A 14916-nucleotide genomic window follows, 5' to 3' on the forward strand; every position below is an offset into this window, starting at 1 on the left:
CGATCAATTCGTGAATGAAATGACTCAGCGTACAAAAACACGTCCAGTTAAAGTCGGTAATTTAACAATTGGCGGTAACAATGAATTAATTATACAAAGTATGACGACAACAAAAACACATGATGTTGAGGCTACAGTTGCTGAAATTAAACGTTTAGAAGAAGCTGGCTGTCAAGTTGTTCGTGTTGCTGTTCCAGACGAACGCGCAGCAAATGCTATTGCTGATATTAAAAAACAAATCAACATTCCACTTGTTGCTGATATTCATTTTGATTATCGCCTTGCTTTAAAAGCAATCGAAGGCGGCATTGATAAAGTACGTATCAATCCAGGTAACATTGGACGTCGCCATAAAGTAGAAGCTGTTGTAAATGCAGCGAAAGAGCGTGGCATTCCAATCCGTATCGGTGTAAATGCCGGTTCATTAGAACGTCATATTTTAGAAAAGTATGGATATCCAACTGCTGATGGTATGGTCGAGAGCGCACTGCACCATATTAAAATTTTAGAGGACTTAGATTTCCACGATATTATCGTATCAATGAAAGCCTCTGATGTTAACTTAGCAATTGAAGCATACGAAAAAGCTGCTCGCGCTTTTGATTATCCATTACATTTAGGTATTACAGAATCAGGAACATTGTTTGCTGGAACTGTAAAAAGCGCCGCTGGTCTTGGAGCAATTTTAAGTAAAGGTATCGGAAATACACTTCGTATTTCTTTAAGTGCTGATCCAGTTGAAGAAGTAAAGGTTGCACGTGAACTATTAAAGTCATTCGGTCTTGCATCTAATGCCGCAACACTTATTTCTTGTCCAACTTGTGGTCGTATTGAAATCGACCTAATTAGCATTGCTAATGAAGTCGAAGAATACATCTCTACACTTAAAGTTCCAATTAAGGTTGCAGTACTCGGCTGCGCCGTAAACGGTCCTGGTGAAGCTCGTGAAGCTGACATCGGTATTGCCGGTGCACGCGGAGAAGGTTTATTATTCCGTAAAGGGCAAGTCGTTCGTAAAGTACCAGAAGAAACAATGGTAGAAGAACTGAAAAAAGAAATTGATGTAATCGCTGCTGAAATGGCTGCCGAACGAGAAAAAGAAAAAGAAAAAGAAAAACAGGAACAAGAACAATAAAAAAAGGTTGCCCACAATTTTTGTGAGCAACCTTTTTTCACATTTAAATTAAAAACTCGTCAGTTATATAACCGACGAGTTCTCTTATTTTGCACATTTTGGACAACGACCATATATTTCGAACTTATGTCCCGTTACCTCATAACCTTTAAAATCTTTATTCATAAAATCCATTGGGCAAGAAGTGATTTCTTTCGTACCACCACAATCTAAACAAATGAAATGATGATGATGTTCCATAATAGAGCACATAAAACGAAAATGTTTTTCACCATTTAATTCCGTTTGCTCTAAAACACCAATTTCAGCAAAAACCGTTAAGTTACGATAAATCGTATCGAAACTAAGTCCTGGATAATCATCCTTCATATGTTCTAAAACATCTTTTGCGGTTAAATAACGATTATGCGCCGCAAATAATCTTAGCATCTCTTCCCTTTTCCCCGTATGTTTATATCCTTTTTCCTTCATTAGGCGTAAAGCTTCTGTTAGATTCATACCTATCCCTACTTTATGCAGTTTTTTTCTTCTTCCATAAAATCGCACCGATTAAAATAAGAACCGCTATCATAACAATTGTACCACCTGGTGCTAGATCAAGTTGGTACGAAGCAAACATTCCACCAATTACTGCAATTTCACCAAATAAAATGGAAAAGAAAATTGTTTGTTTAAATCCTTTTGCAATACGAATACTTGCTGCAACTGGTAACGTCATTAAAGATGATACGAGAAGAACACCTACAACACGCATTGATACCGCAATTACAAGAGCAACTAATATAATGAAAATAAAGTGAATCCACTTTGCACTCAAACCGGTTGATACAGCGTATTCCTCATCAAATGATAGTAAAAACAACTCTTTGTATAATAAAACAATCGTTATAATAACTACAATTGCTACTATACCAATAATAATTAAATCTGCACTTGTCACAGCACTTACACTACCAAATAAATAACTAAATAAATCCGTATTGAATCCATTAGCAAGTGAAATGAAGATAACTCCAATCCCCATCCCTGCTGAAAGTATAATCGGAATTGCTAACTCTTGATAATGTTTATATACAGTACGTAATTTTTCAATTAGCAATGCTCCACCGATTGAAAAAAACATTCCCATATATAAAGGGTTTAAAAACCCTCCAGTAAAGATTGTCTTTTCAAGTAATAAACTGGCTGCAATTCCTGATAACGTCACATGACTTAATGCATCCGCAATAAGCGACATGCGGCGAATTACAACGAACACGCCGATAAGTGGTCCGACAAGCCCAATTAAAACACCAGCGTATAAAGAATTACGTAAAAAATCATATTGTAAAAAATCCTGTATCATTATATCCTCCCGTGATGCCCATGTTCATGTTCTAAGCGATGAACATGATGCCCATATAAAATCGACATTTCTGCATCTTCTAACTCTCGGAATTTCTCTACATTCCCATGGAAATGTAGATGCTGATTTAAACATGCAACATGCGTCACCTTCTCTGTTACAGCACCCATATCGTGCGTAACAAGAATTAACGTGATCCCTAGCCTTTTGTTTAAATCCTCTAGTATCTCATAGAAGCTTTCCACATTTTTCACATCGATTCCAACAGTAGGTTCGTCCAAAATAAGCAATTCCGGATTACTTACAAGTGCACGAGCAATAAATACACGCTGTTGTTGTCCACCAGAAAGTTCTCCAATGTTGCGACCTTGAAACTCACTCATACCTACATCAGCAATCGCTTTTTCTACTTTCGCATTATCGTCTTTCGTAAAAAAGCGAAAAAGCCCCTTTTTCGAAACGAGCCCCATTGAAACAACTTCAAAAACAGTTGCTGGGAAACCTGAGTTAAAACTACTTGCCTTTTGGGATACATAACCAACTTTATTCCACTCTTTAAATTTCTTACTATCAATGCCAAACAATCTAATACTTCCTTGCTTTGGTTTTAAAACACCCAATAAACATTTAAGTAAAGTCGATTTCCCTGAACCATTTGGTCCAACTAAACCTAAAAAAGCTCCCTTCGGAACTTGCAAATTAATATCTTCTAACACATTTCGATCTTCATATCGAAACGTTAATCCTTCTATTTCCAATATATTATTCATATCATCTCACCTATTTTAATTCAGAATGATTCCGATTTATCTCTATTTGAATTATAGTACAGCTTATTATAGTTGTAAACCAATCTGCCTAAAATATATTCTTTATTTCAAGAAACCTTATTATTATAACAAAAAGCAGAGAAGAATTCTCTGCTTTCAAAAGATATTACAATTAACTTTTTAGTGAATTGCTGATTTAAACTTACCACCATTTGTCTCTTGTGTATTCATAATCGTAACAAATGCGTTTTCATCAATTTCATGCACAATTGATTTTAACTTCGTCACTTCCAGACGTGTTACAACTGCATAAATAACTTCTTTTTCTTTATCTGTATAGCCACCTTTAGCAACAAGTTTTGTTGTTCCACGACCAAGGCGGTGTAAAATTGCATTTGATACTTCCTCATATTGATCCGATACGATTAAAACTGCTTTCGTTTCGTCTAATCCTTGAATTACCGTATCAATTGTTTTGAATGCGATATAGTACGTCATAACAGAATACATCGCTTGTTCAACACCAAAAACAAATGCTGCCCATGCAAAAATGAATAAGTTCACAAACATTACGAATTCACCAACAGAAAACGGTAATTTCTTCGTTAATAGAATTCCCATAATCTCCGTTCCGTCTAACGATCCACCATGACGAATAACAAGTCCTACACCAATCCCTAAAATAAGACCGCCGAAAACTGTTGCTAAGATCGGCTCTGTTGTAAATGGCGGTATAGCATGCAACGTTGATTCAATAAATGCTAAAGCTACAATTCCAAATGCTGAAGATAACATGAATGTTTTTCCAATTTGCTTATACCCGGAGTACATAAAAGGAATGTTGAGGATAACAACTAAAGTAGAAAAACTTAACCACCAAATATTAGGAGTAAGATAATCTAATATAAGAGAAATACCAATAATTCCACCATCAATAATTTTATTTGGCATTAAAAACAGTTCAATCGCTACCGCCGCACACGCTGCCCCAAAGACAATCATAACTAAACGATATACAAGATGAATAACACTTTCTTTTCGATGTTGCTTTTTCTCCATAAGTCCTCCTTATACTCTTTATCTATAGTTTCGTTCTTATATTATAACATAAGCTTCTTTTCCCCATTGAAAAAATGCACCTTGATACGAATATGTACAAGCTATGCTTACATATATTTCGATAGAAGAACGTGTGAAGGAGGACAACACGATGAACCTCATTAAACAAATTGTGAACAAAAAATTAAATCATATTTCTACAAAAGAGTTATTGAAATATAGTAAAGAATATGAAGTTTCAATTACGACTGCGCAAGCTGATCAAATTGTTTTACTTATGAAGGGAAAAAATATTAACATTTACGACAATAACGAACGACTAGAGCTCTTAAAACAAATAGCAAAAGTAACCTCCCCTGCTACTGCCCAACAAGTAAATACTTTATTTCAACAACTACTAAAATAAGGAGGGGAAAATCCCCTCCTTATTGCGCTTTAATTTTTTCAAGAATTCCTTCATCAAAAGTACCATTTTTCAGCATTTCAATTTCTAATTTATATGGTGGCTTCTTATCTTTTTTATCTTCACCTACATACGGCGTTTCAAGAATTTTTGGTACGTGCGTAAGTTGTGGGTGATGCACAATGTGATGCAATGCCTTATAGCCAATATGACCAAAACCAATATTCTCATGACGGTCTTTTCCAGCTCCGCGTACATTTTTGCTATCGTTAATATGAAGTACTTGTAAACGATTTATCCCAACAATTTTATCAAATTCGTTTAACACACCGTCAAAATCATTTACAAGGTCATAACCTGCATCATGCGTATGACACGTATCAAAACATACAGATAGTTTTTCATTATATTTCACACCATCAATAATTTTCGCAATTTCTTCAAAACTACGACCGCATTCTGTTCCCTTTCCTGCCATCGTTTCTAGCGCAATATTAACCGTCTGTTCTGGCGTTATTACTTCATTAAGCCCTTTAATAATTTGTTGAATACCAGCATCTGCTCCTGCACCAACGTGAGCTCCTGGGTGAAGAACAATTTGTGTTGCTACCCCTAACGCTGCCGTTCTTTCAATTTCCATACGCAGAAAATCAACACCTAATTGGAACGTCTCAGGTTTCGTCGTATTCCCAACATTAATAATATACGGAGCATGGACGATAATTTCCTCAATACCGTTTAGTTCCATATGTTTTCTTCCTGCTTCTATATTCAATTCTTCAATTGGTTTTCTTCGTGTATTTTGTGGCGCACCTGTATAAATCATGAACGTTGTTGCACCGTATGAAACAGCCTCTTCACTTGCTGCTAATAACATCTTCTTACCACTCATTGAAACATGAGATCCTATCTTTAACATACAATCACCTCTTCAATATACAATAGATATAATGATAGCATAATTTGTAGAAATATGTAGCGAATTGTTTGTTCACACAAAAGGCACTACATAGATTAAACTGACTATTTAAACACTCTGCACTCTATACTTAAATTAACCCAATAAAGTGAAACTTTAGTCAACGTTTTTTCTACCCCTCACTAATTATTAGTCTGCATTAATCGATTTTCTCTCAAGTAGTGAGATAAAAAAAAAATAAGGGAAATCCCTTATCTTTTTTTATTGCTATATTTTTTCTTCACTTTGTCACGTTCTGTTGCAAGTTTTCGTTTATAGTTTGGTTTTACTTTTTTCGGCTTTTTAACAACTTTTGTTGCCATAACATCTAGTCCATCATTTGGTTTTTTACGGCTCTTACGACGACGACGGTCACCTAAATCCGCCCATTCATCTCCGCGTAAATCTACATGCTTAAACTCGATATGACGTTGTTTTTCCAAACTATCTAACGCTTCTTCATTTGCTGGATCATAAATCGTCACTGCAATACCTGAATGACCCGCACGTGCAGTTCTTCCAACGCGGTGAACGAAGAAATCTAAATCTGATGGAAGTTCATAGTTAATAACATGGCTAATTCCTTCAATATCAATACCGCGTGCCGCCAAATCTGTTGCGACAATGTATTGGAACTCTAAATCACGAACTTGTTTCATCATTTTTCTACGATCACGTGGTGATAAATCACCGTGTATACGTCCTACTTTTAACCCACGTTCTGCTAATCCATCGGCTACTTCGTCAGCCTTCTTCTTTGTGTTTGTAAAGACAATTGCTAAATATGGTTTAAATTGAAGTAGCATATTTTTCACTAATTCAGTTTTATTACGGTGTCTTGAAGGCACAAGGTAATGATCAATATTTCCTGCTGCAACTTGCTTCGGATTAATATGAATATGTTCTGGATTCTCCATATATTTCTTCAAAAATGGTTTTAATTTTTGAGGAATTGTTGCAGAGAAAACTAACATTTGCAGATTTTTAGGCATACGTGCCGCAATTTTATCTACATCTTGAATGAATCCCATATCAAGCATTAAGTCCGCTTCATCGACAATAATAGTATCCGCTTTATAAACAAATAGCGCCTTTTCTTCTACTAAGTCTTTAATACGTCCTGGCGTTCCAACTACAATATGAGGTTGTTTTTTCAACTTTTCAATTGATCGTTGTTTATCAGTTCCACCAATTAAACAGCGTGCTGTAATCATTTGATCTTCTGCACAGAACTTTGTTAGTTTCACAATTTCTTCGTAAATTTGTTGTGCTAACTCACGAGTAGGCGCTGTAATAACAAGTTGTACTTCTTCACGACTTGCATCAATTCTGTTTAATGTAGGAAGTAAGTATGCATGTGTTTTCCCAGAACCAGTTTGGGATTGTCCAATTATACTCACACCTTTTTTCACGACCGGGAAAATTTTCTTTTGAATTCCTGTTGGCTCTGTAAAGCGTAGTTCACGAACTGCATCTATTAAAAATGGTTTAAAATCATACTGTGTAAAAGTTTGTAGTGTCATAAGTTACACCTTCTTTCTAAAATTTCTACTGCGCACAAATCAGTCAAGTCTACATTATATCGAAATCTACAAGTAAAATCCATCTTTAGTTTAGGTTTTTATCTCAAAAACTAACCTTCTTTCCTTCCATTGCATATTGTATGTGTATATACCTAACTGAAGAAAGGAGGATTTCTCATATGTATCCGAAATCCCCAATAGGGCAAATGCATCCTAATCAAGGACATCATTCTTATACACCATACCCAATTCCACAACTACCACCGATGGCACAAAAAAAGAAAAGTTTTCTTTCTAAACTCTTTAAAAAACACGATCCTACGGAGCCTTTCATGCAAATGGTCCCTCCCTATCGGCAAACAGATGGGCCACCGATGATGTACCAGCAACAGCAATACCAACAGCAATACTCACAGCAATATCAACCGTATATGCAGCAACATCCTCAACAAATGATACCACCTCAAATGTATGAATCCAATGACACGCGCGGCGTCGCAACAACTGCAGCTGCGGCAACATCTAGCAGCGGCATCGGAAGCTTTCTTTCGAATCTAATTTCGAATCCAACTAATATGATAAATAATATCGAAAAAGTATCCCAAGTTGTTCAATCTGTAGGACCTGTCGTCGAGCAATACGGTCCAATTATGCGTAGTCTACCAAATATCGTCAAAATCCTCACCTCTGGAAAAAGCACGGAGGAAAAACAAGCTGAAGACCAGCCTAGAGAAGTTGAAGTAGCCACTCCAACTCCTCCACCAAAAAAGAGAAAAAGAAAAAAAATTGTGATTGAACCCATAATAGAAAAAGAATTACCAGAAGAGCCTGTTCAACAAATAGCAACAAAACCAAAACTATATGTGTAACAATCCTTTGTTTTCTATCTCCTCCTCCTTTATAATGTAATGGACTATGCACAAAAGTATCCCTTGTTTAGAAGGAGAGGATTACTCACATGAAGATTGTTAAAATTTCCCCTCGTGGTTATTGCTACGGCGTTGTTGACGCGATGGTTATTGCACGTAACGCCGCATTAGATAAATCATTACCGAGACCCATTTATATTTTAGGTATGATTGTTCACAATAAGCATGTAACAGATGCTTTCGAAGAGGATGGCATCATTACATTAGACGGTCCAAGTCGATTAGAAATTTTAGATAAAATCGATTCTGGTACTGTTATTTTCACTGCACACGGTGTTTCTCCAGAAGTTAAACAACGTGCAAAAGCAAAAGGTTTAACGACAATTGATGCAACTTGCCCAGATGTTACAAAAACACATGACCTTATTGAAGCAAAGAAAGCTGAAGGATACCATGTCATTTATATCGGCAAAAAAAATCATCCAGAACCAGAAGGCGCAGTTGGTATTGCACCTGATATCGTTCATCTTATCGAAAGAGCTGACGATTTAAAAACATTAGAAATCCCAACAGATAAAATTTTAGTTACAAATCAAACAACAATGAGTCAATGGGATGTTCAACATTTAATGGAGGACATTCAGAAAAAATTCCCAACAGCAGAATTCCACAAGGAAATTTGTTTAGCAACTCAAGTTCGCCAAGAAGCTGTCGCTAAACAAGCTGATGTTGCAGATTTAACAATTGTTGTCGGCGATCCGAAAAGTAACAACTCAAACCGTTTAGCACAAGTATCACAAGAAATCGCTGGTACGAAAGCATACCGCGTTGCAGACGTAAGTGAAATCCAATTAGAGTGGCTACAAGGTATCGAAAACGTTGCAGTTACAGCGGGTGCTTCTACTCCAACGCCAATCACAAAAGAAGTTATTGCTTTCTTAGACCAATATGACCCGATGAATCCAGCTACATGGGATAGAACTCGAAATGTACCACTTCAAAAGATATTGCCACGTGTAAAAGTAAAAAAACAACAATAACAAAAAACCGTTGCCTACATGAGCAACGGTTTTTATTTTTCTTATACAAACGTGAATGGATCTGTATGTAACTGCGAAGCATGAATTTGTACATTGAATTTCTTTGCATCTACTTTTTCTTGCAATTGTTTTTGTACACCTTGCTTCATTACTTTTTCAACGTTATGCCCTGGATCGACTATATTTAAACCAAGCATCATCGCATCATGAGCAACATGATAATACATATCACCTGTTACATATACATCTGCCCCTTTAAATTTCGCTTGGTTTATATATTTATTACCGTCACCACCAAGTACAGCTACTTTACGCACTTTATCATCTAACTTTCCAACAACTCTTGCACCCTTCACATGTAATGATTGTTTCACATGATCAGCAAACTGACCAAGTGTCATTTCTTCTTGTAAATACCCTATTTTACCAAGACCTAAAGTTTCACCTTTATTATCAAGCGGATATACATCATATGCCACTTCTTCATATGGGTGGGCTGCCAACATCGCTTTAATAACTTTTCTTTGTAATGAAGCTGGAACAATCGTTTCGACACGTACCTCTTCCACACGTTCTAACTGTCCAGTTTCTCCGATATAAGGGTTTGTACCTTCTTTAGGGATAAACGTGCCTACCCCTTCGCTACCGAACGTACAGTGGCTATAATTACCGATATGACCTGCATCCGCATCTCCAAGAGCTTTGCGCACTTCTTCTGCATGGGTTACTGGAACAAATACAACAATTTTTTTCATTTCTTCTGCATATGTAGGAGCTAATACTTCTGTATTTTGTAACCCTAACGCATCAGCAAGTAAATCATTTACCCCGCCCTTAGCAATATCTACATTTGTATGCGCTGCATACACCGCAATATCATTTTTAATACACGTTTCAATAATTCTTCCGTACACCTTATCCGTATGAATCGCTTTTAATGGATTAAAGATTAAAGGATGGTGCGCTATAATGATATTCGCTCCTAATTGGATCGCCTCGTTCACAACTTCCTCAGTTACATCTAACGCGATTAATACGTGCTGCACAGGTTTATTAAGCGCTCCAATCTGTAAGCCAACCTTATCCCCTTCCATCGCTAAATGCTTCGGATACATACCTTCAAACAAAGAAATAATTTCATGGCCATTCGGAATTTTACTCATGATAAAACCTCTCCTATCATTTTCATTTTCGCATCTATTTCTGCACGCTTCGCTTTTGTCTCTTCAGACTCTGCTGCACGCTCTAACTGTTTTAAAATATTTTGGAAGTTTTTCAATTCTCCTTCCCACTTTTCAACAAAAGCTTCACTTTTTTCTTTTATTAGAAATGGACCCATAAACAATTCAGCTTGTTTATTTTCAGAGTAAGGTACTGCTGTATCTCCTCGCTCTCCGACTAAAATCTCGTAAATCTTTCCGTCTTCTATTACAATTTTCTCACGGATAAGCTCCCATCCATTTTCAATAAACCATTCACGAATATGGTGTGCCGCAATATTCGGCTGTAAGATTAAACGTGTTACACCTTCTAATTTTTCTTTACCACTTTCTAAAATGTCACGAATTAACGCTCCACCCATACCAGCAATCGTAATAACATCTACTTCTCCTGGTGTAATAACAGCTAATCCATTCCCTTTACGAACGTCTACTTTATCTTGTAAGCCACTTTCAGCTACAGTTGCTTGTGCAGAGCGAAACGGTCCATCTACAACCTCTCCTGCAACTGCTTTTGTAGCAATATTATTTATAATTGTATAACACGGTAAATACGCATGATCCGATCCAATATCAGCTACTGTAGAGCCTACCGGAATCTCCCTCACAACTTCTTCTAATCGTTTCGAAAGCTTTACTTCATTCATGTATTTCCATTACTCCTTCTCTTGTCAGTCTGTCTCCATGATAATGAATTTATAGTAGTTGTTGCAAGCCCATAACAATACTTCAATTCTCTATTACTAATCGTATTTTAGATAGTATAGAAAAACAAGCCTTTTGCAAAAAGCAAAAGACTTGTTTTTCTATACTTTATTTTTTCTTCGATAACCAATCAGCTACTTTTGCCGCTTGATCAGCTGGAACTATATTTGGCGGCATATTTCCTTTTCCTTTTGAAAGAACTTCTTTAATTTCATCTTTCGAAAGTTTCCCACCAATTTTTTGTAAATTAGGTCCTACCGCCCCTTGTAACTGATCACCATGACAGCTCGTACAGCTTTGCTTTACAATATCCTCTGGCTTTGATGCTGTTTGTGCTGGTTTCCCGCCATTTTTTGCATCAGCTAACTCTTTAGATTTATTTAGCCCCTGAAATGAAAATACAAACATAACGATAATACCTAATGCTGCAATAAGAGCGAACGGAATCAACGGATTACGTTTCATATCTCTTCTCCCCCCTCTATACCGCTGAATAGTTAGATGATTCAGTCATTTCAATTGTACTTGAAAACACTCTAGCAGAAAAGAGTAAACTACCATTTATTAAAAATATTCCGTAAATTCATTTTATTGATTTTCACTATTTTATCGCATATTATTTCGATAATTACTAACGTTTCTCATCATATTTTTTACTTTTCTACATATTATTTTGTAAAGAATAAACAAAATTAATCGAAAAATCGAAAAATGAGCATTTGCAAATCAAAAGACAATTCTGTAAAATAAATTACAAGAAATTGTAATCGTTGCCGATAGATAAAGTTTAACAAAAATTAACAAAAGAAAAAAGTTTACTTCACAATCGTGAAGTAAACTTAAAATAACCTATTCTAAGAAATCCTTAAGACGTTTACTACGGCTCGGATGTCTTAATTTGCGAAGTGCTTTCGCTTCAATTTGACGAATACGTTCTCTCGTTACGCCGAATACTTTCCCAACTTCTTCAAGCGTACGAGTTCGTCCATCATCTAAACCAAAACGAAGACGTAGAACATTTTCTTCACGATCTGTTAGTGTATCTAACACATCTTCTAATTGTTCTTTTAGCAATTCATACGCTGCATGGTCCGCAGGCGATGTTGCTTCTTGGTCTTCAATAAAGTCACCTAAATGGGAGTCGTCTTCTTCACCAATTGGTGTTTCAAGAGAAACTGGCTCCTGTGCAATCTTTAAGATTTCGCGTACTTTTTCTGGAGCAAGATCCATTTCTTCACCAATCTCTTCAGGAGATGGTTCGCGTCCTAAATCTTGTAATAATTGACGTTGTACACGAATTAACTTATTAATGGTTTCAACCATATGAACTGGAATACGAATTGTTCGCGCTTGGTCTGCAATCGCACGTGTAATAGCTTGGCGAATCCACCAAGTTGCATACGTACTAAATTTAAAACCTTTACGATAGTCGAACTTTTCAACCGCTTTAATTAGACCCATATTTCCTTCTTGGATTAAGTCTAAGAAAAGCATACCGCGGCCCACGTAGCGCTTTGCAATACTTACTACAAGACGTAAGTTTGCTTCTGCAAGACGGCGTTTCGCTTCTTCATCGCCTTCTTCAATACGCGTTGCAAGTCGAATTTCTTCTTCAGCGGATAGTAAGTCAACTCGACCAATTTCTTTTAAGTACATACGAACAGGGTCATTGATTTTCACACCTGGTGGCACACTTAAATCATTAAGGTCAAACTCTTCTTCCGTTTTTGTAATTTGGCGATTATTAGGACCTTCGTCGTTGTCATTGTCACCAACTAAGTCAATCCCTTGTTCACCTAAATATTCATAGTATTCATCCATTTGATCGGATTCAATTTCAAATCCATTCATGCGTTCTGCAATCTCTTCATATGTAAGAACGCCACGTTTTTTTCCAAGCTCAGTGAGTTGTTCTTTCACTTGCTCAAGGGTCATTTCAGTTTCAATTTGTTTAGAACGAGCTGGTTTATCAGCCATCTGTTCCCCTCCTTACGCGAGATACAAACATTCATTATACTAAAATTTTATCGAAAAAGCTATTTTCTTGCTTTTTGACTTTGTAAATATGCCACATAATATTTAGCAGCCTCTACAGGATCTGTTTTTTCCATTTGTTTTACTTTAAAGATAATTTCCATCTTTTCAAGTTTCTCTTTATGGCGTCTTAACGCCTCCAAATGACCTTGTAACGCTTCTTCTGTGTACTCTGGATTAATAAATTCATCCGTCGAAATATCAGTGATAATATTTTTCAACTTTTCATCAGAGAGCCAACTTAAAAATGTTCCGACTGAAGGTTCATTTCCCTTTTCATAATATGCGTATAGTTCATATAAAATCCCTTTATGTTCTTCTGTATAAAAATCTTCTATATGAGGTTCCATACGTACTGTCACTTCTGCACTTTGCAACATATGGTAGATAATTTCTCTTTCTGCCCTTTCAAAACCTGTTAACTTCGGCTTCGTTTGAACAATTTGAGATGGCTTAGAAACCTGCTTTATTTGTTTTTGCTGTACCTTTTGTTCTTTGCGATATTGGTGCAATTGATTCAAAAGTGTTTCCATTGAATACGAAAATTCTTGCGATAATGATTTTAAATATGATTCCGCCTGCATCGCATCCTGTAGCAATGATAACTCTTTTAAAACACTTTTTACATATTCTTCTTTGCCAGACTCATCTTGCAAATTTTTCCCTAAACGCAAATGATTTATTTTGAAACCAACAAAACTTATACTTGATTTCACAAGATTTTCAAAAGCGGTTGTCCCATATTGTTGCACATATTCATCAGGGTCAAGCTTATCTGGCAAGGATGTAACTTTCACTTGGCAACCAACTTGCAATAGTAATTGCCCTGCTTTCATCGTCGCTTCTCGCCCTGCTTTATCACCATCATAGCAAAGAACAACAGTTTCAACGTTACGTCGCAGAAGTTTCGCTTGTTCTTCAGTTAAGGCTGTTCCCATTGTCGCAACAGCTTCTTCCACACCACTTTTCACCGCAGCTAGTACATCGGCATAGCCTTCAAAAAGGACAACCTGCCCACGTTTTCTAATAAACGGCCTTGCTTGGTGGAAATTATACAACAGCTTACTTTTGTAAAAAATCGGTGTTTCAGGACTATTTAAATATTTCGGAGTGTCATCTCCTAACGCCCTTCCACTAAACGCTATCACCTTACCTTGTAAAGTATAAATCGGAAACATAACTCTTCCGCGGAAGCGGTCATAATGACTGCCATCCTTCTCACTTCTTACAAGAAGGCCAGCTTGTTCCATACTAGATAGCGACAAACCTCTTTTTTGTAAAATTTTCGTTGCTGCATCCCAAGCTTGTGATGCATAACCAATTTCAAATTTCTCAATCATCTCTTTTGTAATACCACGTTTTAATAAATATGAAAGTGCTTCATTTCCTTCTTCTGTATTTACTAATAAATGATGATAATACTTTTTCAAAAGTTCATGAGCCTGTTGCATGATGACAGTGTCATCAGATATGTCTTCTTGTTGTTGTTGTCCTTGCCCTGATGTATATTCTGCAACTGCAATTCCATTTCTTTCGCCAAGCTTTTGAACAGCCTCGGTGAAAGCAAGTCCTTCCATTTTCATAAGAAAAGAAAATACATTTCCACCTTCTCCACATCCGAAGCAATGAAAAATTTGCTTATCAGATGAAACAGAGAATGAAGGAGAATTCTCACCATGAAATGGACAAAGACCGAAATAGTTACGTCCCTGCTTTCTAAGTTGAACATACTCACCAATCACTTCTACAATATCAGATGATGTCCGAATCTGTTCAACAACTTCTTCGGGAATTCTGTTCCCCATAAATCCATCTCCGTGTCGTATTTTGTATTCGATATAAATTAAAAGATTCC

At 36.5% G+C, this 14916-nt stretch carries 15 protein-coding genes; 4 read left to right on the forward strand and 11 right to left on the reverse strand.

Annotation, left to right across the window (positions count from 1 at the left end):
- Positions 1-19 precede the first annotated feature (19 nt).
- Complete coding sequence (ispG, locus tag MHB76_RS20235; protein ID WP_199709025.1) at positions 20-1135, forward strand: flavodoxin-dependent (E)-4-hydroxy-3-methylbut-2-enyl-diphosphate synthase; 1116 nt, start codon at positions 20-22, stop codon at positions 1133-1135.
- 84 nt (positions 1136-1219) lie between these two features.
- On the opposite strand, the gene MHB76_RS20240 is transcribed toward ispG, so the two are convergent.
- The 4 genes from MHB76_RS20240 to MHB76_RS20255 form a co-directional block, all read right to left on the reverse strand.
- Positions 1220-1633 carry a Fur family transcriptional regulator gene (locus MHB76_RS20240; RefSeq protein ID WP_002067192.1) on the reverse strand — a complete coding sequence of 138 codons (414 nt, stop codon included), beginning with the start codon at positions 1631-1633 and terminating at the stop codon, positions 1220-1222.
- Between the two features lie 13 nt (positions 1634-1646).
- Entirely contained in the window at positions 1647-2480 is an 834-nt protein-coding gene (locus MHB76_RS20245; RefSeq protein ID WP_002160460.1) for a metal ABC transporter permease, read from the reverse strand.
- Complete coding sequence (locus MHB76_RS20250) at positions 2480-3250, reverse strand: metal ABC transporter ATP-binding protein (RefSeq protein WP_002111871.1); 771 nt, start codon at positions 3248-3250, stop codon at positions 2480-2482. The genes MHB76_RS20245 and MHB76_RS20250 overlap by 1 nt, the downstream gene beginning before the upstream one ends.
- A gap of 180 nt (positions 3251-3430) precedes the next feature.
- On the reverse strand, positions 3431-4309 hold the full coding sequence (locus MHB76_RS20255) for a YitT family protein (RefSeq protein WP_002015168.1): 879 nt from the start codon (positions 4307-4309) through the stop codon (positions 3431-3433).
- A 151-nt stretch (positions 4310-4460) separates the two neighbouring features.
- Here MHB76_RS20255 and MHB76_RS20260 point away from each other — a divergent pair, with 151 nt between their 5' ends.
- On the forward strand, positions 4461-4715 hold the full coding sequence (locus MHB76_RS20260) for a DUF2624 domain-containing protein (RefSeq protein WP_001048958.1): 255 nt from the start codon (positions 4461-4463) through the stop codon (positions 4713-4715).
- Positions 4716-4734: 19 nt separating this feature from the next.
- On the opposite strand, the gene MHB76_RS20265 is transcribed toward MHB76_RS20260, so the two are convergent.
- Positions 4735-5631: a deoxyribonuclease IV gene (locus tag MHB76_RS20265; protein ID WP_002138366.1), complete on the reverse strand. Its 897-nt coding sequence runs from the start codon at positions 5629-5631 to the stop codon at positions 4735-4737.
- A 251-nt stretch (positions 5632-5882) separates the two neighbouring features.
- Positions 5883-7193, reverse strand: coding sequence for a DEAD/DEAH box helicase (locus tag MHB76_RS20270; protein WP_002111874.1), 1311 nt, complete (start codon positions 7191-7193; stop codon positions 5883-5885).
- Between the two features lie 179 nt (positions 7194-7372).
- On the opposite strand from MHB76_RS20270, the gene vrrA reads away from it, so the two are divergent.
- A complete protein-coding gene (gene vrrA, locus MHB76_RS20275) occupies positions 7373-8062 on the forward strand; it encodes a VrrA/YqfQ family protein (protein ID WP_078172802.1) in 690 nt (229 codons plus the stop codon).
- Between the two features lie 89 nt (positions 8063-8151).
- Positions 8152-9102 (forward strand): 4-hydroxy-3-methylbut-2-enyl diphosphate reductase, encoded by a 951-nt coding sequence (locus MHB76_RS20280; RefSeq protein ID WP_002111876.1) that lies wholly within the window; start codon positions 8152-8154, stop codon positions 9100-9102.
- 41 nt (positions 9103-9143) lie between these two features.
- On the opposite strand, the gene MHB76_RS20285 is transcribed toward MHB76_RS20280, so the two are convergent.
- The 5 genes from MHB76_RS20285 to dnaG all read right to left on the reverse strand — a co-directional run bounded on the left by MHB76_RS20285 (position 9144) and on the right by dnaG (position 14866).
- A complete protein-coding gene (locus tag MHB76_RS20285) occupies positions 9144-10265 on the reverse strand; it encodes a Nif3-like dinuclear metal center hexameric protein (RefSeq protein ID WP_340987502.1) in 1122 nt (373 codons plus the stop codon).
- Positions 10262-10969, reverse strand: coding sequence for a tRNA (adenine(22)-N(1))-methyltransferase (locus tag MHB76_RS20290; RefSeq protein ID WP_016106174.1), 708 nt, complete (start codon positions 10967-10969; stop codon positions 10262-10264). The genes MHB76_RS20285 and MHB76_RS20290 overlap by 4 nt, the downstream gene beginning before the upstream one ends.
- Before the next feature lie 166 nt (positions 10970-11135).
- Positions 11136-11492 carry a cytochrome c550 gene (gene cccA, locus MHB76_RS20295; protein ID WP_002111879.1) on the reverse strand — a complete coding sequence of 119 codons (357 nt, stop codon included), beginning with the start codon at positions 11490-11492 and terminating at the stop codon, positions 11136-11138.
- A 384-nt stretch (positions 11493-11876) separates the two neighbouring features.
- A complete protein-coding gene (gene rpoD / locus MHB76_RS20300) occupies positions 11877-13004 on the reverse strand; it encodes an RNA polymerase sigma factor RpoD (protein ID WP_000764062.1) in 1128 nt (375 codons plus the stop codon).
- A 59-nt stretch (positions 13005-13063) separates the two neighbouring features.
- Positions 13064-14866 (reverse strand): DNA primase, encoded by a 1803-nt coding sequence (gene dnaG / locus MHB76_RS20305; protein WP_002067179.1) that lies wholly within the window; start codon positions 14864-14866, stop codon positions 13064-13066.
- Between the last annotated feature and the right edge of the window lie 50 nt (positions 14867-14916).

The sequence above is a fragment of the Bacillus sp. FSL M7-1345 genome (assembly GCF_038006985.1).
Classification (GTDB): Bacteria; Bacillota; Bacilli; order Bacillales; family Bacillaceae_G; genus Bacillus_A; species Bacillus_A cereus_U.